Origin of the sequence: Micromonospora sp. B9E7 (genome assembly GCF_039871815.1) — a bacterium.
GTDB lineage: Bacteria > Actinomycetota > Actinomycetes > Mycobacteriales > Micromonosporaceae > Micromonospora.
This window is the reverse complement of the sequence record NZ_JBDPLX010000004.1, coordinates 253,050-275,041: the sequence shown is the minus strand read 5'-3', so window position 1 is coordinate 275,041 and position 21,992 is coordinate 253,050. Positions and strand designations below refer to the sequence as shown.

General features: G+C 71.4%; 17 protein-coding genes. 14 read left to right on the top strand and 3 right to left on the bottom strand.

All coding sequences use genetic code 11. The annotated features are described in order from the left end of the window. The first annotated feature begins 61 nt into the window (after nt 1-61). The 5 genes from ABGB10_RS09000 (at nt 62) to ABGB10_RS08980 (ending at nt 6,494) form a co-directional block, all read left to right on the top strand. Nucleotides 62-1,354: a glycosyltransferase family 4 protein gene (locus ABGB10_RS09000; protein ID WP_347660398.1), complete on the top strand. Its 1,293-nt coding sequence runs from the start codon at nt 62-64 to the stop codon at nt 1,352-1,354. A gap of 181 nt (nt 1,355-1,535) precedes the next feature. Continuing rightward, nucleotides 1,536-2,993, top strand: a complete 1,458-nt coding sequence (locus ABGB10_RS08995) for an O-antigen ligase family protein (RefSeq protein WP_347660397.1) — start codon at nt 1,536-1,538, stop codon at nt 2,991-2,993. Between the two features lie 24 nt (nt 2,994-3,017). Further along, a complete protein-coding gene (locus tag ABGB10_RS08990) occupies nt 3,018-4,043 on the top strand; it encodes a Wzz/FepE/Etk N-terminal domain-containing protein (RefSeq protein WP_347660396.1) in 1,026 nt (341 codons plus the stop codon). A 22-nt stretch (nt 4,044-4,065) separates the two neighbouring features. Beyond that, nucleotides 4,066-5,646: a flippase gene (locus ABGB10_RS08985; RefSeq protein WP_347660395.1), complete on the top strand. Its 1,581-nt coding sequence runs from the start codon at nt 4,066-4,068 to the stop codon at nt 5,644-5,646. After that, nucleotides 5,643-6,494 (top strand): sulfotransferase, encoded by an 852-nt coding sequence (locus ABGB10_RS08980; protein WP_347660394.1) that lies wholly within the window; start codon nt 5,643-5,645, stop codon nt 6,492-6,494. The genes ABGB10_RS08985 and ABGB10_RS08980 overlap by 4 nt, the downstream gene beginning before the upstream one ends. Nucleotides 6,495-6,559: 65 nt before the next feature. Here ABGB10_RS08980 and ABGB10_RS08975 read toward each other — a convergent pair whose 3' ends face one another. The 3 genes from ABGB10_RS08975 to ABGB10_RS08965 are packed head-to-tail and all read right to left on the bottom strand — an operon-like array spanning nt 6,560 to nt 9,769. After that, a complete protein-coding gene (locus ABGB10_RS08975) occupies nt 6,560-8,035 on the bottom strand; it encodes a hypothetical protein (protein ID WP_347660393.1) in 1,476 nt (491 codons plus the stop codon). Further along, nucleotides 8,032-8,811: a sulfotransferase gene (locus tag ABGB10_RS08970; RefSeq protein WP_347660392.1), complete on the bottom strand. Its 780-nt coding sequence runs from the start codon at nt 8,809-8,811 to the stop codon at nt 8,032-8,034. The genes ABGB10_RS08975 and ABGB10_RS08970 overlap by 4 nt, the downstream gene beginning before the upstream one ends. Beyond that, nucleotides 8,804-9,769, bottom strand: coding sequence for a hypothetical protein (locus tag ABGB10_RS08965; protein WP_347660391.1), 966 nt, complete (start codon nt 9,767-9,769; stop codon nt 8,804-8,806). Before ABGB10_RS08965 ends, ABGB10_RS08970 begins: the two co-directional genes overlap by 8 nt. A 261-nt stretch (nt 9,770-10,030) precedes the next feature. Here ABGB10_RS08965 and ABGB10_RS08960 point away from each other — a divergent pair, with 261 nt between their 5' ends. The 9 genes from ABGB10_RS08960 to ABGB10_RS08920 all read left to right on the top strand — a co-directional run bounded on the left by ABGB10_RS08960 (nt 10,031) and on the right by ABGB10_RS08920 (nt 21,990). Further along, a complete protein-coding gene (locus tag ABGB10_RS08960; protein ID WP_347660390.1) occupies nt 10,031-11,314 on the top strand; it encodes a glycosyltransferase family 4 protein in 1,284 nt (427 codons plus the stop codon). After that, nucleotides 11,311-12,327, top strand: a complete 1,017-nt coding sequence (locus ABGB10_RS08955) for a sulfotransferase (RefSeq protein WP_347660389.1) — start codon at nt 11,311-11,313, stop codon at nt 12,325-12,327. Before ABGB10_RS08960 ends, ABGB10_RS08955 begins: the two co-directional genes overlap by 4 nt. Before the next feature lie 3 nt (nt 12,328-12,330). Further along, nucleotides 12,331-13,242, top strand: coding sequence for a sulfotransferase (locus tag ABGB10_RS08950; RefSeq protein WP_347660388.1), 912 nt, complete (start codon nt 12,331-12,333; stop codon nt 13,240-13,242). A 107-nt stretch (nt 13,243-13,349) separates the two neighbouring features. After that, nucleotides 13,350-14,027 (top strand): hypothetical protein, encoded by a 678-nt coding sequence (locus ABGB10_RS08945; protein ID WP_347660387.1) that lies wholly within the window; start codon nt 13,350-13,352, stop codon nt 14,025-14,027. Nucleotides 14,028-14,201: 174 nt separating this feature from the next. Further along, nucleotides 14,202-15,020 carry a basic amino acid ABC transporter substrate-binding protein gene (locus ABGB10_RS08940; RefSeq protein ID WP_347660386.1) on the top strand — a complete coding sequence of 273 codons (819 nt, stop codon included), beginning with the start codon at nt 14,202-14,204 and terminating at the stop codon, nt 15,018-15,020. A gap of 76 nt (nt 15,021-15,096) precedes the next feature. Then, entirely contained in the window at nt 15,097-15,891 is a 795-nt protein-coding gene (locus ABGB10_RS08935; RefSeq protein WP_347660385.1) for an amino acid ABC transporter permease, read from the top strand. A gap of 5 nt (nt 15,892-15,896) precedes the next feature. Then, a complete protein-coding gene (locus ABGB10_RS08930; protein ID WP_347660384.1) occupies nt 15,897-16,736 on the top strand; it encodes an amino acid ABC transporter ATP-binding protein in 840 nt (279 codons plus the stop codon). A gap of 295 nt (nt 16,737-17,031) precedes the next feature. After that, nucleotides 17,032-18,036, top strand: coding sequence for a multicopper oxidase domain-containing protein (locus ABGB10_RS08925; protein WP_347660383.1), 1,005 nt, complete (start codon nt 17,032-17,034; stop codon nt 18,034-18,036). 18 nt (nt 18,037-18,054) lie between these two features. Then, nucleotides 18,055-21,990 carry a ThuA domain-containing protein gene (locus ABGB10_RS08920; protein WP_347660382.1) on the top strand — a complete coding sequence of 1,312 codons (3,936 nt, stop codon included), beginning with the start codon at nt 18,055-18,057 and terminating at the stop codon, nt 21,988-21,990. Nucleotides 21,991-21,992 lie beyond the last annotated feature (2 nt).

The window sequence follows — 21,992 nt, the reverse complement described above, 5'->3', positions numbered from 1 at the left end:
CGTGGCAAGGTGTTGATCTGCCCGGGTGGCGGGCGCGCACCTAGTCACGCAGGGAGTCATCGTGGCCCATACCGACCTGCAGGCCGAGGAAGCGGACCAGCACGCCGGAATCCCTGCGATACCCCGGCAGCGGGTGGTCCCCGCCCGGCAGTCCCGAGCGGGCGTCGCCGACACCGGCACCGCCTGGCGTCCACTGCGGATCGCGATGATCGGGCAGAAGGGGATGCCGGCGACCTACGGCGGCATCGAACGGCACGTCGAGGAGATGGCCAGCCGGTTGGCCGGCTTCGGGCACGAGGTCACGGTCTACTGCCGCCGGAGCTACGGGAAGATGCCGGCCGACGACTACCGGGGCGTACGCCTGCGCGAGGTGCACACCATCGCGAGCAAGCACCTCGACGCCATCGTGCACGCGGCCACCTCGACCGTGGCGGCGATGACCAGACGGCCCGACATCGTGCACTACCACGGGCTCGGGCCGGCCCTGGTCGCGCCGGTGCCCCGCTGGTTCTCCCGAGCGGGGGTGGTGTTGACCGTGCACGGGTTGGACAACCAGCGGGCCAAGTGGGGGCTCGTCGCGCGTACGGTGCTGGGCAGCGCGCACTGGCTCAGCGGTTACGTCCCGCACCAGCGGGTCGCGGTCTCCCGCGGGCTCGCCACCCACTACGAGACCCGGTTCGGTCGGCCCACGACCTACATCCCCAACGGCGTCAACCCGGCAGGGCCGGCGCCGAGCCGTCAGATCGGGAACCGGTTCGGGCTGACCCCCGGCGGTTATCTGCTGCTGGTCGGCCGGCTGGTCCCGGAGAAGGCCGCCGACCTGCTGATCCGGGCCTTTCGGCGGACCGACACCAGGATGCGGCTGGCGATCGTCGGCGGCTCGTCGTTCACCGACGACTACGTGGAGCAGCTGCATCGTGCCGCCGAGGGAGACGACCGGATCGTCTTCACCGGGTTCGCCTACGGAGAGCTGCTCGCCGAGCTGTACGCCAACGCCGCCGGCTTCGTCCAGCCGTCCCGCCTGGAAGGGCTGCCGTTGACGTTGCTGGAGGCGGCCGCGTACGGGCTTCCGGTGGTCGCCAGCGACATCGCGCCGCACGTGGAGGTGCTGGAGTCGGATGCCGCTGGAGGGCGGCTGTTCCGCGACGGCGACGAGGACGACCTGGTCCGGGTCCTGACGGCGCTGCTCGCGGACCTGGCGGGGGAGCGGGCCGGCGCGAAGGCGTTGGGTGACCGGGTCACCGAGATGTACAGCTGGGACACCGCCGCCCACGAGTTGGAGCGCCTCTACCTCAGCCTGGTTCCGGCGACCGGACGGCGGGCCAGGGCACGACTGCCGACGGCCACCGACTGACCGTGCGGCCCGTTCGTCGGTGCGACGTCGGCTCAGCCCTGTGGGGGACCGACAGTCGGTGCAACGGCCCCTTCTTCCGTGGAGGTGACCGGGCTAGATTGAACCGATCTTGTGCCGGGAGGACATCGGTTGGCCGCGCCCGGCAGCGGCCGGGCAGTGTCGATTCGGTTCAGTGGGATCAGTGGAACAACACACGCAGCAGGTCACTCCGCTCATGACCAAGCGGCTCGCCCCGACCCGCCTGCTCACCGGCGGCGCGGCACTGGCCGCCGCGGTCGTGGCGGTGGTCGCGGGAGTCTCGATGGCGGCCGGTGACCGGAAGGGCATGGTGCTGCCACTCGCGGCGGTCGCGGGCGTCGCGGTGGCCGTCCTCGCGCTGACCCGCTTCTCCGGGTACGTGCTGCTGATGCTCGCGGTCCGCTCCTGCGTCGACCTGTTCAAACTCACCGGGCCGAGTGCCGGCCAGGCCGACTCCGCCGGCGCGGCCCGGGCGGTGGACCCGTCCACTCTGCTCGCGGTGCTGTTCCTCCTCGCCGCCGGGCTCTGGCTGGCCGCGCAGCTCAGCCGGCACGGCCGGTTGCGCGGCTCTCCGCTGGGCTGGGCCATGCTGCTCGTCGGTGCCAGCAGCGTGGTCAGCGCCCTCGGCGCGACCCGGCCGGCGAACAGCCTGCTGGAGGCGCTGCGGATCCTCACCGTGGTGGCGATGTTCGTGGTGCTGGAGCAGCTCATGCCAGACACCGCGGCGGTCCGTCGGGTCCTGCTCGCCTGCTACGTCTCGCTGGTGCTGGCGCTCGGCTACACCGTCGTCCTGTCGCTGCTGGGCAGCCCGCCGGCCGAGGTGAAGGGCGACTTCACCCGGATCAGTGGCACGTTCAGCCAGTCGACCACGTTCGGTCGCTACCTGATGTTCATGGTGATCTTCGGGTTCGCGGTGTACCGCTTCCTGGGTCGCCGCCTGCGGGTGACACTCGGCGTGCTGCTCGGGCTCTCGCTGCTGTTCCTGTTGCTGACCAACACCCGCAGCGCTCTGCTCGGCGCGGCGATCGGCCTGGCCGTGGTCGCGGTGCTGCACCGCAGCAAGCGGATGCTGGTCACCCTCTGCGTGGTGGCGGTCGCCGGGGTGGCCCTGGTGCCCGCCGTCGGCGAGCGGTTCGCCCAACTCGGCACCTCACGATCGGTCGGCGGAGACCCGACCGGGAACACCCTGGCGTGGCGGATCGGCTACTGGACCGAGATCGTCACGCTGGCCGACCGCAACCCGGCCACCGGCATCGGTCCGAACATGACGCAGCGCGAGACCGACGAGGCGAAGAAGCCGCACAACGACTTCCTGCGGGCGTACGTCGAGACCGGGTTGCTCGGTCTCGGGGCGTACCTGATGATGCTGTTCGCCTTCCTGCACACCGCGCACAGGGCGCTGCGGCGGGCGCCGCCGGGCAGCTTCGAGCGGGGCGTCGCTGTCGGATTCGCCGGTTGTGCCATCGCGTTCGTGGCGATCAGCGCAGCGTCCAACGTCATTTCCAATGTGGTTACGCTCTGGTATTTCGTCGCGTTCGCCGCGGCGGCCAGTGCGATCGCCCGCCACCCGGCTCCGAACCTGGCCGGCGAGCAGCCGCGAAGCACGTCTGTCCCGGTCTGAGTGAACGACAGCATTGGGGAAAAAGTGGAGATCGTCGACTACCTGCGGGTCGCCCGGCGGCGCCTCTGGGTACTCGTGGGGGTGCCGCTGCTCGCCACCGGCGCGGCGGCCGGAATCGTCCTGCTCGCACCACAGCAGTACAGCGGCACCGCGTACGTGGCGGCACCGGCGTTGGTGGGCGGAGCGGCCGGGACGCAGTACACCGGGACGCAGGCGGCGAACCAGTTCGTCGCGGCCTTCGGCGCGGCGGTCACCTCACCCCGGGTCCTCGCCGACGTGGCGGGTGACACCGGGGTGACGGCGGAGCGGTTGCGCGACGGCCTCGCCGTCACCCAGGTGGGCGCGAGCAGCCAACTGGAGGTGACGTACACCGCCGGTGACCGGACGAATGTCGCGCCGGTGCTGAGCGCGACCACCACCCGCGCGCTCGCCTTCCTGTTCTCCTCCCAGGTCGGGATCGCCACCGGCGAGGTCGAGGCGGCCAACGCCGACGTCACCGCCGCCACCAAGGCGATCGGTGAGTGGGAGAAGGCCAACAAGGTGTCCCAGCCGGACCGCATCTACCAGGCGACGCTGAGCGAGCTGACCAGCCTGCGGCAGCAGCAGCTGTCCATGCAGGCGGTCGGCAACAGCCGGGGTGCGGACGCGGCGGCCGCCGCGATCACCGCCGCGCAGAGGAAGCTCGACGAGCTGGGGCCCAAACTCCCCGACTACCAGGCCCTGCTCGCCCAGCGGGACGCGGCGACCGGCGCGCTGTCCCAGGCGCGGGAGGGGTTGCAGGCGGCCCGGGCCCAGGCCCAGGCCGCCGATCCGAAGCAGGTGACGAGCATCGGCGAGGCGCACGAGGTGAGCCGGATGGCCGAGCTGGTGCGCACCGCCCTGCCGGTGGGCGGCGCCGGACTGCTGCTCGGAGTGCTGTTGGTGGGTGTCCTCGAACTGCTCTCGCGGGCACGCCTGGCCGTTCGCCCGGCACCCGCGCCGGCCCCGAGCGACCCGCCGTCGGCCGAGCCGCTGGTGCCGGCGCAGACCGTGCCCGCGGCACGGCCGTGACCGCCCGGGAACGGGCCGCCAGGTGCGAGGCGAGCTGACCGGCCGGCCGCCGGCCCCGCCGGAGGCCGGCGACCAGCAGGTACGCGGCATGGCGCGCGGCGGAATGCTGAACCTGGCGAGCGCGGTGCTCAGCCAGGTGGCGCTCTTCCTGGTCATGTTGTTGCTGGCCCGCGTACTGGGGGTACGCGAGCTGGGCCGGTACGCCCAGGTCTACGCCGTGCTGTCGTTGCTCGGGCTACTCTCGCTCTCCGGTTTCCGCGCCGGGCTGACCCGATTCGTGGCGGTGCACCTCGTCGACGACGATCCGGCCGCGATGCGGGGCGCGATCCGCCTCGGGATCGGCATCTCGGCCGTGGCGTCCACGGTCATCGCGGTCGGTCTGGCGGTCGGCGCGCCGTGGCTGGCCGGGGCACTGCACGACCCACAGCTCACCACCGGGCTGCGGTTGGTCGCGCTGTGCCTGCCCGCCTCGACCGTCTGCGAGGCCGCCCTCGCGGCCACCCGGGGTTGGCGCACCCAACGGGCCTACGCGCTCATCGGCCAGGTCTACGAGCCGGGGGCCCGGCTGGTGCTCACCGCGTTGGCGCTCACCGTGGGGGCGGGCCTGACCGGCGCGTTCTGGGCCCTGGTCGTGGCGAGTTGGAGCGCCGCCGCGTTCGCTCTCGTGGCGCTGGCCCGGATGGTCCGCCGGGTGCCGGCCGTCCGGCCCGCGTACCGGCCGGGAGAGCTGTTCCGCTTCTCCACGGTCAGCTGGGTCTCCTCGCTCTCCTCGACCGGGCTGATCTGGATGGACGCGTTGCTGCTCGGGTTCTTCGACTACGGCGCCGACGCGATCGGCGTCTACCACGTGGCGACCCGGCTGGTCACGATCGCGGTGTTCGTCCTCGCGCCGGTCAACGCCTCGTTCGGCCCGTACCTGGCGCACCTCTACCACCAGGGTCGGCTGGACGAGGTCCGCCGGATCTACCGGGTCGCCACCGGCTGGGTGCTCCGACTGTCGCTGCCGGCCTTCGTGGCGTTGCTGGTCTTCCCGGAACAGCTGCTGCGGCTGGTCGGCGGGCCCGGTCTGGCCGGCGGTGCGGCGGTGACTGTCGTGCTGGCGCTCGGCCAACTCGTCAACGCCGCGACCGGGCCGTGCGGGACGCTGCTGAACATGTCCGGCCGGGTCTCGGTCAACATGGTCGACAACCTCGCCGCCCTGGTGCTCAACGTCCTGCTCAACCTGTGGCTCATCCCGGCGTACGGGATCCTCGGCGCGGCGGTGGCCTGGGCCGTCTCGCTGGCGGCGGTGAACGTCGCCCGGGTCTGGCAGGTGCGCGCGCAGGTGCACACCGTGCCGGTGACGACCGGGATGCTCAAGGGCCTGGTCGCGGCGTTGGTCGCGCTGGCCGTCGGGTTCGGTGTGCGGTGGCTGGTCGAGGGCTGGGTCACGCAGCTCACGGTCGGTCTGACCGCGATAGTGGGGGCGTACTGCGCCGGGGTGCTCGCCCTCGGGCTCAGTCGGGAGGACGTCATGGTGCTGCGTTCGGTGACCCGCTGGGGCGGCCGCCGCGCCGCCGCCGGCCCGCCCGTGGGTGCGGGCACCGGCGGGGCCGGCTCGTGAGCGCGCCCGTTCGGCGTCAGGTCACCGACCACCTGCGCCGGGGTGTCCGCACGGCGCGGGCGTGGGCACGCGCCGCGCGACCGGGCGAGCCCGGCCCGCTGCCCGACTTCCTGGTGATCGGCGGTCAGCGGTGCGGCACCACCTCGCTGTACCACCACCTCGCCGCGCATCCCGGGGTGCGGGTGGCCACCGGCAAGGAGTTGCAGTACTTCAGCGTCCACCATGGTCGGGGCGCGCGCTGGTACCGGGGGCACTTCCCACGCCTCTCCCCGGACGAGCGCACGTTCGAGGCGAGCCCCTACTACCTGTTCCACCCGAGCGTGCCGGCCCGGGTCGCGGCGACCCTGCCGCAGGCCCGCTTCGTCGCACTGCTGCGTGATCCCGTGCAGCGGGCGTACTCGCACTACCTGCACACCCGCTCGTACGGCGTCGAGCCGCTCTCCTTCGCCGACGCGCTGGACGCGGAGGAGGAGCGGCTGGCCCGGGCGACGAGGGGCGGCCCGGACAGCGCCGCCGCGCACCGGGCCTTGCGTAACTATTCGTACGTCGCCCGGGGCCGCTACGCCGAGCAGCTGGAGCGGTGGTTCGCGCACGTCCCCCGGGAACGGATCCACCTGGCCCGCACCGAGGACCTGCACGCCGACCCGGCGGGCACGTACGGCGCGATCCTGGACTTCCTCGACCTGCCGGCCTTCACACCCGAGGCGTTCACCCGGCACACCCGTCGCGTCGACCGGGGCACCTCCCAGCTCACCCCGGAGCTGCGGGACCGGCTGGGCGTGTACTTCGCGCCCCACAACGCCCGCCTGGCCGCCCTGCTCGGCTGGACCGACCCCTGGCCCGGCTAGCGCACGGCGTCGACCGGCGGCGGTGACCGTCGGTCACCGCCGCCGGGGGCGGACGAGGCCAGGCTCTAGCGCACGGCGGCGAGGATGCGGTCGACCGGCTGGTCGGCGTGGAGCAGGACGGGGACGTCGGTCACGGTGGTGCCGGCACCGGCCGCGCGCAGCGGGGCACCCACCGCCCCGCTCCGGGCGCCCGTCGCCGGCACGGTCACCGGCGTGGTCGACGCCGACCAGAGCACCAACGTGCTCGACCCACCACGGACGAAGGCCACCCCGTGCAGCTTGTCGGCCACCGAGGCCGGCAACGGGGTGAGGGTGGCGTCCCGGGCCGCGTCGGCCAGGCTCGCCAACATCCGGCCGGCTTCGCGTTCGGTGCCGTCCGGGTCGAGCAGGCCGTAGCGGACCTCGCTGCCGGCCGCGTTGTTCGGGTTGTACGCCAACGGCAACCAGCTGATCTCGCCGACTCCCCCGGCGGCCAGCAGGGTGACCGTCTTGACCATCTCGGCGGCCCGGCTGGCCGGGTCACCGTCGCCGTCGCGCCAGAACTGTCCGACCTCCCACGCCTGGATCGGCGTGCCGGCCGGTGTCGTCGCGCGCAGGTAGTCCAGCAGCGGCGCGACCCCGCTGAAGTGCTCGTAGAAGTGCACCTGCCGGACGTCGACCGTGCGGTCGGCCAACAGCGACTCGGTCGCTGCCAGGAACCGCAGGCTGCGGCTGTTGGTCTCGGTGGCGAGCGCTTTGACCAGCTGCGCCGCCCCGGTGACCGCCGGGATCTGCTGCCCCCTGGTGCCGACCCGGCGCTGGAAGTACGCCTGGTAGGCGGCGACCGCCTCGGGTGCCCGACCGGCGCGCACCAGCCGGTCGGCGACACCCATGCCGTACGCGACGCTGCTGATGCCGGAGTCCACCACCCGCGCCTGCGGGTCGGTCGCGCGGATCGTCTCGGCGGCGGCTCTGACCAGCCGTACGTAGTCCTCGGGGCTGCCGGCCCAGTAACTCGGCGCGTTGACCTCGTTCTCGATGGCGTACTCGCGTACCCCGTACGGGCCGTAGCGTTGCACCACCGAGCGGACGAACCGCTGGTACGCGGCGAGGTCGCTGGGCATCGCCGACTCGGTCTTGTTCGCCGCTCCCCGGGTGTGGCGCGCGGTGCCACCGGTCGCCCAGCACACCCCGGTACGGATCTTCAGGTGCAGGGTGATGCCCAACTCCCGACTGCGGGAGGCGATCTCGTCCAACCCGGCCCAGTCCACCTGCCCCGAGGTCCGTTCTATCTCGCACCAGGAGATCTCCTCGTAGGTCGCCGACCCGGCGATCCGCCGCAGGTACGGTGCGAACTGCTGGTAACGCGACCAGTCCCAGTGCGCGCCGAACGGGTTGCTCACCCCGTTGGCGGCGCGTCCCGGCGCGGGCGTACCAGATGGGGTGCCGGCGCTCGGTGGGGCCGCCGGGGGATCGTCGCCGCCGGCGGTGCAGCCGGCGGTGACCAGGAGCGCGGCGACGAGGGCCGCGGCGAACGCGCCCAGCCGGCGGGAGCGGTTCACCGGTAGCCGAGGGAGCGCAGGGTCGGACCGGAGAAGACCCAGACCAACAGCCGCAGGAACGGGTCGAGTTCGCGGCGGTAGGTGCCGACCCGCGAGCCGTAGATCGGTGCGGTCACGCTGGCGGCGGCCCGCCGCTTCTCCGCCTCGGTGGTGTACTTCTGCGCCACGTCGTGCTGCTTGCTGTCGTAGTCGAGGATGCCGTCCTCCCACGGTTCGCCGAGGAACTCGAAGAGCCCGCGCATCGTCTTCTCCGGCTCGGTCACCGCCTGCTCGTACCGCAGCTCGTAGTAGCGGTCCGGGGGCAGGGTGGCGCCGACCGCCCGCGCGGCGCGGATGTAGCGGGGCCACTTCACCACGCACTTGACGGCGGACCAGTAGCCGAACCGTTTGCGGTGCGAGACCACCACGTCGCGGCCGTCCCGGATCAGGTGCACGATCTGGGCGTCCGGGAAGACCTCGGTGACGAAGTCGAGCGACATCGCGTACAGCGGGGTCTTGTCGGCCCACCGGGTCTTGCCCCGCGCGGCGGCGTAGTCGGCGTGGACGCCGCCGAAGAAGTCCCGGATCCGGCGCAGCCAGTCCTCGCGCGGGAAGCCGAAGCGGGCCAACCGTTCCCAGTCCCGCCCGACGATCCGTCGCAGGTCGGGTAGGAACCTGGTCTCGGGGCCACAGCTGATGCTGGAGTGTGAGTCCAGGACGAGGCGCACCATCGTGGTGCCGGAGCGCTGACAGCCGACCAGGAAGATCGGCGCGGTACGGGTCGCTGGTTCAGCCACGGTCGGCCGCCTTCGTCTCGGACCGGGCGTCGGCCGCGCGACTGTCGAGCCGGTCGGTCAGCTCGTCGCAGAGAGCCCGGACGCGCGGGTCGATCGGCAACGGCCCCTGGCCCGCCGTGCCGGCGTCGTGGAACTGGCGTGGGGCGATGTGCGCGTGCAGCCCCGGTCGGTAGGGGAAGTCGAGGAACGCGCAGAGCCGCCGGAGTTGTGCCGCGGGTTGCGCGACGACTGTGTCGTAGCGGCAGAGCAGCACGTCGGCACGCTGGTCCAGGCCGAGCTGGAAGACGAGCGAGTTGCGGACGTACCAGAAGAGCGCCGCGCCGCTGTGCAGGTCCAACCTCTGCGGGTCGTGCGCCCGGATCAGCTCGACGGCGTCGGCGTCGAGGCGTTGCCCCTGCCACCGTCGGCCGATGCTGCCGTCGGCGATGGCGCGCAGCGCCCGCAGGTTGGCGTCGCCGAACTTGGCGACCTCGGAGCGGGCCCGGTCGTCGACGTCGCGGTAGACCCAGAGCGCGCGGCCGGGCGTCAGCCCCGGCAGGGCCAGTAACTCGTCCACACGGTGGCTCTCGCAGAGCGGCTTGACCAGGACGTACGCGTGCCGGCTGCGTTGGATCGTGGCGGTCAGCACCGCGTCCGGACGGAGCTGGAAGCGGTGGAAGAGGGTGCTGTCGTTCTCGTTGCGGACCTCGACCTCGGGGGCCGCGTCCAGGCCACGGACCAGCATGTTCGTACCGGATCGTTGCAGACCGACCAGGTAGACCGGCATCGCCGAGCCGGGTGCCCGGCTGGCCCGCCTGCGCCAGCGTCGTTTCGCCAGGGCGGTGCCGATCCGCTCGACCGGGTCGAGGCGGTCCTCCTCGACCAGCCGTCCGATCCCCTCGGTGCGTGCCCAGCGCAGATGCCGCCCGATCCGGCGCGCGGTGTACGCGAGGGCGGAGACCTCGTCGTCGGCTGCCACGGGTCCTCCTCGGTCGGGCACCGGTCCGGCCCCGTGGGAGCGGGGGACGACCGGCGGCGCAGCCAGGCTATCGGGAGATCATGGCGGGAAGCCAGGCCGCGGGCCGCACGGGCATACGAAGATCAACCGTTCAGGTACATGCCATAGGTGAACTGGACTCGCAGACCTGCCCTGCATACGGTGGGCCCTGACCGGGGCGGGCAGACCCCGGTCGTCACCTCCGGGCCCGGTTCGCCCGATCGACGTGAGCAGGCCGAGTCGATGCGCGTGCTGCATGTGAACAAGTTCCTCTACCGCCGTGGCGGTGCCGAGGGTTACCTGCTCGACCTCGCGGACCTGCAGCGGGCGGCGGGGGACACGGTCGCCTACTTCGGTATGAGCCACCCGGAGAACGAGTCGCCGCTGCCGTACGCGCAGTGGTTTCCCACCGAAGTGGAGCTGGAGCCGGCGCCGAGCGGGCTGCGGCCCCGCGCGATGGCCGCCGGCCGGATGCTGTGGTCACCGACGAGCCGCCGAGGGCTGGCCCGGGTCATCGACGACTTCCGGCCGGACGTGCTGCACCTGCACAACATCTACCACCAGCTCTCGCCGTCGGTGCTCGCCGCGGCGCGGTCGGCCGCCGTGCCGTGCGTGCTGACCATGCACGACTACAAGCTCGCCTGCCCGAGCTACCAACTGCTGGACCGGGGTCGCCCCTGCCAGGCCTGCGTCACCGGAGGCCCCCTGCAGGCGGCCCGCCGCCGCTGCAAGGACGGATCGCTGTCGCGCAGCGGCCTGCTCGCGGTCGAGTCCTGGTTGCACCGGCAGTTCGACGCGTACGACCCGGTGCAGGTCTTCGTCAGCCCGAGCGAGTTCCTGGCCGACGTGATGCGTCGCGCCGGCGTGTACCCGGACCGGCTGCGGGTGGTGAACCACTTCGTCGACCTGAGCGGCATCGCCGCCAAGGAGACACCCGGCGGCGGTGTCGTCTTCGCCGGCCGGCTGGCTGCGGAGAAGGGTGTCGACGTGCTGGTCGAGGCGGTAGCCGCACTGCCGGACCGGGTCACCGTGGACGTCGCCGGCGACGGCCCGGCCCGACCCGACCTGGAGGCGCTCGCCGCGCGCCGGGTGCCCGGCCGGATCCGCTTCCACGGCCGCCTGGACAAGCCGCGCCTGCACGAGCTGATCCGGTCGGCGACGGTGGTCGCCGTTCCCTCCCGGTGGCACGAGAACCAGCCCATGGCGGTGCTGGAGGCGTTCGCCTGCGGTGTCCCGGTGGTCGCCACCGACCTCGGTGGGCTCCCCGAGCTGGTCGACCCCACGATGGACGGCAGCATCGTCGGGGCGGACCGACCCGCGGACCTCGCCGACGCGCTGAACGCGCTGCTGGCCGACCCCGCACGGGCGTACCGGATGGGGCAGGCCGGCCGGGCGAAGGTGGCCCGGCAGTTCGCCCCAGACCTGCACCTGAGCCGTATCCGCGCGCTGTACGAGGAGGCCGCCGAGGCGCTGCCGACGCGGCGGCGGACCAGCCGGGCGACGGCCGGCGGGGGAGCGGCCCGGTGAGCACGGTCCGGGTGCTCTACCTCGCCGGCAGCGGTCGCAGCGGCAGCACGCTGGTCACCAACGTCCTGGGGCAGGTGCCGGGCTTCTTCGCGGCGGGTGAGCTGCGCTACCTGTGGCGGCGGGGCATCCTGGAGAACCGGCCCTGCGGCTGCGGAGCGCCACTGGTCGACTGTCCGCTCTGGACTCGCGTACGCGCCGACCTGGCCGGGGCCGACCCGGCCGGGATCGCCGGCCGGTTGGCCGAGCGGCTGCGCCTGCGCGGGCTGCCCGCGCTGCTGCGCCGACGGCGTCGGGGGCAGCGGCCGGTCGCGGGTCACCCCGACGACACGCACCTGGCCCGGCTGTACGCCTCGATCGCCGAACACGCCCTCGCCGACCGGCCCGACGGGGTCATCGTCGACTCCTCGAAGTTGCCGCCGTACGGCGCCCTGCTCGGTGCCCTGCCCGGCATCGACCTGTACGTCCTGCACGTGGTCCGCGACCCGCGGGCGACCGCGTACTCCTGGCGTCGGCGACGCCCACTGGACGGGCGTGCCGACGACCGGTTGATGAGCCGGCCACCGGTCTGGAAGGCCGCCCTGCTCTGGCTGGTATGGAACACCGCCACCGTACGACTGTGGGGTCGCCGGCCCGTCGACGACCGCTATCTGCGGGTGCGCTACGAGGACTTCGTCGCCGACCCGGCCGGTACCACCGCACGGATCGTCCGGTTCGTCGGCGCGACCGCGGACGAGCTGCCCTTCCCGACACCGGACACGGCGCGACTGGCGCCCACCCATTCGGTGGCCGGCAATCCCTCGCGGCACCGGACCGGCCTGGTCCCCGTGATCGCCGACACCGAGTGGCTGACCGGGCTCTCCACCCGCGCGTACGCGGTGGTGACCGGACTGACCGGGTTGGCCCTGTCCCGGTTCGGCTACCCGGTACGCCGTCGGACGGCCACGCCTCCCGCCGCCACGACCCGTCCGGACCCCGTCGTCCCCTCGTCACCCGCTACCCGGCAGGAAGGCTGAACGATGCTCTCACTGGTGGTGGGCACCGGTCGCTGCGGCTCGACCCTGGTCCAGGAGTTGCTCTCCCGGCACCCCGAGGTCGGTTTCGTCTCCGGCCTGGACGACAAGCTCGCCCGGCTCAACCTCAAGGGCCGGTTCAACGGGACGCTCTACCGGCGTTCGGCGCCGCGCCCGGCGGGCATGACCTCGCTGCGACACAGCCGGCGGTTGCTGGAGCGGGGCCGGCTCCGGGTGGCGCCGTCGGAGGCGTACCACCTGCTCGACCGGCAGGTGCTCGGCGGCTTCTCCCGCCCATGCCGGGACCTGGTGGCCGAGGACCTGACGCCCTTCGTGGCCCGGCGGCTGCGGGCCTTCTTCGACCAGCGGATCGCCCGGCAGGGCTGCCAGCAACTGGTGCAGCACGTCACCGGCTGGCCGCGTACCGGCCTGCTGCACGCCGCGTACCCGGACCTGCGGGTGGTCAACGTGGTGCGCGACGGCCGGGCGGTGGCCAACTCCTGGCTCCAGATGGGCTGGTGGGACGGCTGGCGGGGCCCGGACAACTGGATCTACGGCCCGCTCCCGTCCGACCTGCGGGAGGAGTGGTTCGAGTCGGGGAGGTCCTTCCCGGTGCTCGCCGCGTTGGGCTGGAAGATGCTGATGGAGGCCTTCGCGCAGGCCCGCCTGCGGCACCCCGCCGACCAGTGGCTCGACGTGCGCTACGAGGACCTGGTCGAGCACCCCCGTGAACAGGTCGGCCGGATGCTCGACTTCCTGGGGCTGCCCTGGTCCCCCGCGTTCGACAAGGGCTTCTCCCGGTACGACTTTCCGCCGGGCCGGGCGGCGGCGTACCGGGACGAACTCAGCCCGACGCAGCTCGCCGCGATCGAACGCTCGCTGGAGAAGCCACTGGCCGAATGGGGCTACCCGGTCTAGGCGTGCCCACCCGCTGCGCCCTCCGCGTCGCCCGGTCGGCACTATCGACGGGCGTGCTCGGGGACCGTTACCCTGTGGCCCCCAGACCATCGATGTGAGGAGATGCGGTGGCGCGTCGCACCGGCCGGCCTTCCTACCTGTCGGACAAGCCCGATGTGCGGCGTCGTCGCACAGTTCGCGTCGTGGCGGTCGCGGGGGTGATCGCACTGGTCACCGCGCTGCTGGGCGGGCTGGTCGGCTACCAGGTGGGCCGTCCGGACGCCACCGAGGCGACCATCGCGAGCATCCAGGAAGCCGACGCGAAGCGGGACGCCCAGCAGATCGTGGAGCTGACCGAGACGGCCCGACGCGTCCGCGACCAGATCGCCCCCGTCCTGGCCGCCGTCAAGGAGGCGAAGACCGCCGGACGGGCGCCGGACCCGGGTCAGGCGCGCGCCTGGCAGGAGATCATGCGCAAGGCCGCCGAGCCGTTCGCCGACCCGCCGTCGGGGACCACCGCCACCAACGTGGCCCGGGGAGGTCTGCGCGGAGCCGTGCAGCAGGCATCGCTCGCCGTCGACACCTACGCCCTGGCCGCCGGCGTTCCTGCCGCCCACCAGGCGGCTCTGCTGGACATCACCACGCGGCAGGCGGCCGAGGCCTCCACGATCTGGTCGGTCGCGGCGACCCAGCTCGACCAGATCAGCGTCGACGCCGGCCACGGCCACCAGCACGTGTTCCTGGACACAGACCCCCACGAAGGGGCCCTCACTCCGGACGGAGCGGCCGAGGGGACCGGCGGCTGAGGCACGTTCCTGCCCAGGTGTCGGGTTCGCCGACGGCGCTCCCGCCGCACCCGTCGGACGGCCACGGCGTGATCTTGGGGACGGCAGGCCGGATCGGGTACGGTCGCTAATCGCAAAGTCTATGAACCAGACTGGCTTTCTACGCTATGGAAGCCGAACCGGAGGGACACAGCCGTGAGGTTCCCAAGCGCCGTGCGTCAGGCCGGTCTCGTCGTGGCGATCGCCGCCCTCGCGGTGACCGCGGGGTGCGCCAAGAAGGACGACAGCGAGGTCCAGGCGAGCGGGGTCAAGCTGGTCACGGCGGGCAAGCTGACCGTCTGCACCCACCTGCCGTACCCGCCGTTCCAGTCGAAGGACGCCAGCGGCAAGGTGACCGGCTTCGACGTCGAGATCATGGACCTGGTGGCCAAGGAGCTGGGCGTCGAGCAGACCATCGTCGACACCCCGTTCGAGGGGATCAAGTCGGGCCAGGACCTGAACACCGGCAAGTGCGACGCTGCCGCCGCAGGGATGACGATCACCGACGAGCGCAAGAAGGTGCTGGACTTCTCCGACCCGTACTTCGACGCCACCCAGGCGTTGCTGACGAAGACCGGCAAGGCGTACAAGTCGCTCGACGACCTCAAGGGCAAGAAGCTCGGCGTCCAGGCGGCCACCACGGGTCGTGACTACGCCAAGAAGTTCGAGACGGAGAAGGGCCTGCAACTCGTCGAGTTCGAGGACCTCGCCGCTCTCCAGCAGGCCCTCGCCAACGGCCAGGTCGAGGCCGCCGTCAACGACCTGCCGGTCTGGACCGAGTACCTGAAGAAGAACCCGGGCGGGTTCGAGGTGACCGCCGAGTTCGACACCGGCGAGCAGTACGGCTTCCCCGTGAAGAAGGACGCCAACCCCGAGCTGCTCAAGAAGGTCAACGAGGTGCTGGCCAAGGCCAAGCAGGACGGCACGTACGACACGATCTACGAGAAGTGGATCGGCAAGCGGCCGAGCGCCTGATCGCACGCGTAGTGCCGGAGGGTGCGCGTCCCGCGCGCCCTCCGGGTCGGTAACTCCGGGAAGGCAACGAGCCAACGTGAAGCTGCGACGCCGCCAGCGGGAGCGGCTGTCCCTCGGGATCCAGTACCTGGTCTTCATCGCCGTCATCGCCGCGGTGGCCTTCGCCGCGGACTGGGGCCGGCTGGCCGACGCGTTCTTCCGCGTCGACATCATCAGGTCGATGTTCCCGACGGTCATCACCGTCGCGTTGCGCAACACCGTCCTCTACACGCTGGGCGCGTTCGCCTTCGGCCTGGTGTTCGGCACCATCCTGGCGCTGATGAGGCTGTCCCGGGTGGCGCCGTACCGCTGGGTGGCGACGGCGTACATCGAGCTGTTCCGGGGTCTGCCCGCGCTGCTGGTGCTCTTCCTCGTCGGCTACGGCATCCCGATCGCCTTTCCGGAACGGGAGATCCCGGGTGGCGTGTTCGGGTCCATCGCGATCGGCCTCGGGTTGACCGCCGCGGCCTACATGGCGGAGACCATCCGCGCCGGCATCCAGGCCGTCCCCAGGGGGCAGATGGAGGCGGCGCGGACCCTCGGCATGTCCCACTTCACCGCGATGCGCACGATCGTCATCCCACAGGCGTTCCGGATCGTCATCCCACCGCTGACCAACGAGCTCATCCTGCTCACCAAGGACTCGTCACTGGCCTACGTGCTGGGCGTGACGGCGCAGACCATCGAGATCACCAAGTTCGGTCGGGACATGCTCAACGACCGGGTGAACGCCACCCCGCTCCTGGTGGCCGGCCTCGCCTACCTGATCATCACCCTGCCCCTGTCCCAGGTGGTACGTCGCCTCGAACTCCGCTACGCCAAGGCTCGGTGACCCGCATGACGACCACCCCGTCCCGCCCCGCCGTGGAGATCCGCGACCTGCACAAGTCCTTCGGGCCGCTCGAGGTGCTCAAGGGCATCGACTTCGAGGTCGGCCAGGGCGAGGTGGTGTGCGTCATCGGCCCGTCCGGCTCCGGCAAGTCGACGCTGCTGCGCTGCGTCGACCTGTTGGAGGAGCCGACGGCCGGCCGGATCTGGGTGAACGGGGTCGAGATGACCGACCCGGACGTCGAGATCGACGCGGCACGCCGCAGCATCGGCATGGTCTTCCAGTCGTTCAACCTGTTCCCGCACCTGACCGTGCTGAACAACCTCACCATCGCCCAGCGCCGGGTGCTGCGGCGTGGTCGTGCCGAGGCCGAGCGGATCGCTCGGCTCAACCTGGACCGTGTCGGGCTGACCGACAAGGCCGACGCGTTCCCGGCGCAACTCTCCGGTGGGCAGCAGCAGCGGGCCGCGATCGCCCGGTCGTTGTCGATGGAGCCGAAGTTGATGCTCTTCGACGAGCCGACCTCCGCGCTCGACCCGGAGCTGGTCGGGGACGTGCTCACCGTCATGCGCAAACTGGCCGAGGACGGCATGACGATGATGGTGGTGACGCACGAGATGGCGTTCGCCCGCGACGTCGCCGACCGGGTCGTCTTCATGGACGGCGGGGTGGTGGTCGAGCAGGGGCCGCCGCAGGAGGTGCTCGGCGCCCCGAAACACGAACGGACCCGTGCGTTCCTCTCCCGGGTCCTCGACCCGACTCATGTCGCGCAGCTCGGTCAGACCGACGAGGCCCCCGAGCCGCCGGCTGCCCCCAGTCTGCCGGCGGACGACCGCCACAACCTCTGACGACAGCTCCCGTACGTCCCTTCGCCGGGTTGCCTCATCGATGGCAGCCCGGCGTCGATCTGTGCGTGTCAGCTTCATGTCAATCGACGGCCGTCGTGATGTCAAGGTAATCTTTTTGCAATCAGACCTGTACTTCCGTCGATGGATTACATAAGTTGCTGTCATCCACCGAAAGTTCTGAGTCTGCCGAGCAAAGTTCGCGACGAGCCTCACCCTCAGTCGTGCTACCGCCCCCGTGCTCGGGTCGATGCACCCTGCCCTCGTCGCGTCTTCGCCCGGTTGGGAACGGAGACCCATGGACGATCACGCTGGTGGCCCTCACCGCCACCTGTCCCGCAGATCGTTGATCGCCAGCGGAGCGCTCGCCGCCGGAGCGCTGGGCGCGTCCGCCCCGGCGATCGGCGCCGCGTTCGGAGGCAGCCCCGCCCGGGCCGCCGCCGGCGTCACCAAGAAGATCACCATCTACGCCGAACAGTTGCCGGGCAACCTGTTCGGCTACGGCCTGGCACCCGGCCAGGCCACCGTCCCAGGGCCGGTCCTGGAGATGTACGAGGGTGACACCCTGGAGATCACCCTGGTCAACACCACCAGCCAGCGGCTGTCCATCCATCCGCACGGGGTGGACTACAGCACCGAGTCCGACGGCAGCCCGTTCAACGCCTCGTTCAACAACCCGGGCGAGACGCGGACGTACGTCTGGCGCTCCCACGAGATGGTGGCCGCCTCGGGCCGGCGGTACATGCCGGGCAGCGCCGGCTACTGGCACTACCACGACCACGCGATGGGCACCGACCACGGCACCGGCGGTGTCGCCAAGGGCCTGTACGGGGCGCTGATCGTCCGGCGGCGTGGCGACATCCTGCCGTCGAAGCAGTTCACGGCGGTGTTCCACGACATGATGATCAACAACAAGATGGCTCCGGCGACCCCGATGTTCGAGGCGAATCTGGGCGAGCGCGTCGAGTGGATCGCCATCGGGCACGGCAACCTGTTCCACACCTTCCACCTGCACGCCCACCGCTGGGCGGACAACCGCACCGGAATGCTGGAGGGGCCGAGCGATCCCAGCCTGGTGGTCGACAACAAGGACCTAAATCCCGGCAGCTCGTTCGGTTTCCAGGTGCTGGCGGGGGAGGGCGTCGGACCCGGGGCGTGGATGTACCACTGCCACGTGCAGACGCACTCCGACGGCGGCATGGCCGGGATCTTCCTGGTGCGCAACGCCGACGGCAGCATGCCACCGGGCGCCGAGGAGGCGATCCACCGGTTCCAGGGCCACACCCACACGCACGGAAGCTGACCGAAAGTGGGGACGGGGATGACCAGGACGATTCGACGAGCCCTCGCCGCGGTAGCGGCCTTGGCGACACTGATTCCCGCGACGACGGCGGCAGCCGCGCCGCGAACGCAAGCCGCCCCGCAGGCGGCACAACCACAGAGGACAGCGGTCCTCGTGTACCACGGGCCGGTGGCCGAGCAACAGGACCCGGTGTCCCGCGCCGTGGACACCATCAAACAGCTTGGTGCCGGTCATGACATCGATGTCACGGCCACCACGGACCCCGGCGTCTTCACCACGGCGGGGCTGTCCGCGTACCGCAGCGTGGTCTTCCTCTCCGCGACGGGCGCCGCGCTCAACCGCGACCAGGAGTCGGCGCTGCAGAGCTACATGAAGGCCGGCGGCGGTTTCGTCGGCATCGCCGACGCGGCGCGCGCCCAGGTCGACTCGACCTGGTTCACCGGCCTGATCGGCACCCGCCCGGCCGGCGCCATCCCGGTGGCCGAGCCGGTGGCCCGGGTGACCGCCAGCGGCGAGAACGCGCCGAACGAGACCAAGGAGAAGCTGACCGACGGCGACGCCAACACCAAGTGGCTGGTCCGCACCCCGACCGCCTGGGTGGCCTACGAGCTGGCCGCCGCCAAGCGGGTGACCGGGTACGCGTTGACGTCGGCCAACGACTCCTCCGGCCGCGACCCGAAGGACTGGACCCTGCAGGGCTCCACCGACGGCCAGAGCTGGTCCGATCTGGACCGGCGCACCGGCCAGGCCTTCCCCGACCGGTACCAGACCCGCCGGTTCGACATCGCCACCCCGCAGGAGTTCACGCGCTACCGCCTGAACATCACCGCGAACAGCGGGGAGCCGCTGACCCAGTTGGCCGACCTGCGCCTGTTCACCGGCAGCACCACCGCCCCGGAGCCTCCCGCCGTGAACCGCGCGGTGGTGAACATCCTGGACCGCAAACACCCGGCCACGGCGTCGCTGCCGCTGACCATCACCCGTTCCGACCGGTGGGAGAACTGGGACCCGAACCCGATCGGCACCGTGCACACCCTCGCCCAGGTCGAGGAGCGGCACTACAACCCGGGGGCGGCCGCCAACGGTGCCTTCCACCCGGTGTCCTGGTGCCGGGACTACGACGGCGGCCGGTCGTTCTACACCGGCATGGGCCACACCGAGGGCAGCTACGGTGAGGAGGCGTTCCGCACCCACCTCACCGGGGCCCTCAACTGGACCACCGGTCGCGTGCGCGGCGACTGCCAGGCCACGATCGCCGCGAACTACAAGGTGGAGCGGCTCACCGCGGCCAACCAGACCGGGCAACTGGACCAGATCGGCGAACCGCACGGGCTGACCATCGCGCCGGACGGCACGGTCTTCTACGTCGGCAAGGCCGCCTGCCCGAGTGGTCCGATCGCGGACTGGACCAACCCGAACGTCGGCCTGGGCTGCGGCACGATCCACTCGTGGGACCCGCGGACCAAGCAGGCCAAGCTGCTCACCACCCTGGAGGTGATGGGCAACCGGGGCAGCGGCTCCGAGCTGGTGAAGAACGAGGAGGGCCTGCTCGGCATCGTGCCCGACCCCAAGTTCGCCGAGAACGGCTGGCTCTACGTCTACTGGATGCCGCACGACTCGGTCGACCGGGTGAAGCGGGTCGGGCAGCGCACCGTCTCCCGGTTCACCTACGACCGGCAGGCGCAGTCCGTCGACCAGAGCACCCGCAAGGACCTGCTCCAGTTCCCGGTGCAGATCCACAGTTGCTGCCACGCCGGCGGCGGCATGGCGTTCGACGCCAAGGGCAACCTCTACGTCGGCTCCGGCGACAACAACTCCTCCGAGGGGTCGCAGGGCTACGCCGGCAACAACTGGACCCAGGAATACCAGGGGATCTCGTTCCAGGACGCCCGCCGCACGTCGGGTAACACCAACGACCTCGCCGGCAAGATCATCCGGATCCACCCGGAGGCGGACGGCACGTACACCATTCCCGAGGGGAACCTGTTCCCGCCGGGCACCGAGAAGACCCGCCCGGAGATCTACGTGATGGGCGTGCGCAACATCGCCCGCCTGCAGATCGACCCGGTGCACCAGTGGCTGACCGCCGGCTGGGTCGGCCCGGACGCCTCGTCGCCAAGCCCCACCCTGGGCCCGGCCAAGTACGAGACGGCCACCATCATCACCTCCGCCGGTAACCAGGGCTGGCCGTACTGCATGGGCAACCGGCAGCCGTACCGGGACCGCAGCAGCACCGACGCGACGGTGCTGACCGGTTGGTACGACTGCGACAACCTGAAGAACGAGTCGCCCCGCAACACCGGACTCGTGGACATCCCGGCCGCCCGGGACAACATGATCTGGTATTCACCGGACGGCGGCGGCCCGGTGTTCCCGGAGCGGACCGACGGCAGCGGCCTGCCGACCTACGTCGCGGCCGACGCCACCTACACCCAGCCGTACCTGCGGGGCGGCGGGCAGGCCATCATGTCCGGCCCGACGTACCACCGCAGCCTCGTCGACACCAAGAGCGGGGTGGCGTGGCCGGAGCACTGGGACGGCAAGTGGTTCATCGGTGACCAGTCGAACTCGGCCAACCGGGTCGCGGTGACCGTCGACCCGGCCGGTGTGCCGCAGGCCGCCCCACCGCTGTACGCCGAGTCGCTGCGGACCATCATCCCGGGTGGCAACGGCGACGCACGGCTGCAGAGCTGGATGGACGCCAAGTTCGGCCCGGACGGCGCGCTCTACCTGCTGGACTACGGCGGCGGGTTCTTCAGCCTGCACCCGAACCAGAAGCTGATCCGGATCACCTACACCGGTGGCGCGCCCACCCCCGTGCCGGCGGCGAACTCGGTCGCCGTGCAGAACAAGCCTCTGACCATCGCCTTCGACGGTTCGCGCTCCGGCGGCGTCAGCCACCGGTGGGAGTTCGGCGACGGCGCCACGTCCAGCGAGGCGAACCCCCGGCACACGTACGCCAAGGTCGGCATCTACACCGCGAAGCTGACCGTCACGTACGCCGACGGTGAGACGGCGACGGTGCAGAGCACAGTCACGGTGGGCTGCGCGGTGCCGGACGACCGGCAGAACGTGTGGCTCGGCGACACGGACACCGGCGTGCCCAGTCGTACGGTCGGGCAGGGCTGCACGGCCAACGACCTGATCGACGACGAGAGCACCTGGGCCGACCACGACGGTTTCGTCCGGCACGTCAACGCGGTGGCCCGCGTGTTGCAGGACGACGACCTGCTCAGCGCCCGGGAGGCCGGCACCCTGACCCGGCTGGCCGCCGCGTCCGAGATCGGCCGGGACGGGCACACCGGGTACGAGCCGCTCTTCGACGGCACCGCCGAGTCGCTGCGCGGTTGGCAGCAGGCGCCGACCGGGTCGTTCGCGATCCAGCCGGACGGGTCGCTGCGGCCCAGCGGTGGTCTGGGCATGCTCTGGCACACGAAGGAACTCGGCGACTTCTCGCTGCGGCTCCAGTTCAAGGACATCGCGCCGGGCACCGGCCGGGCCAACACCGGTGTCTTCATCCGGTTCCCGGACCTGCGAACTCCCCTGGAGCAGCGCCCACCGGGCAGTTGCGGCACGATCGGCTCGGCCCGGACCTCGACCGCGTGGATGGCGATCTACTGCGGACACGAGATCCAGATCTACGACGGTGAGACCGGCGAGCCGCAGAAGACCGGCTCGGTCTACAACTTCGACCCGGTGCCGCTCGCCCAAGCCGGCGTGACGCCGAAGAACGAGTGGAACGACTACGAGATCCGCGTCGTCGGGCAGCACTACACGATGATCCGTAACGGCGTGGTGATCAACGAGTTCGACAACACGCCCGGCAAGCAGTCGTCGCGTGCCGGCGACCCGCCGACCGACCTGCGGCAGTTCCTGCGCGGCTTCATCGGTCTGCAGAACCACGGTGACAACGACCTGGCCGAGTTCCGCAACGTCCGCGTACGGGAACTCTAGGA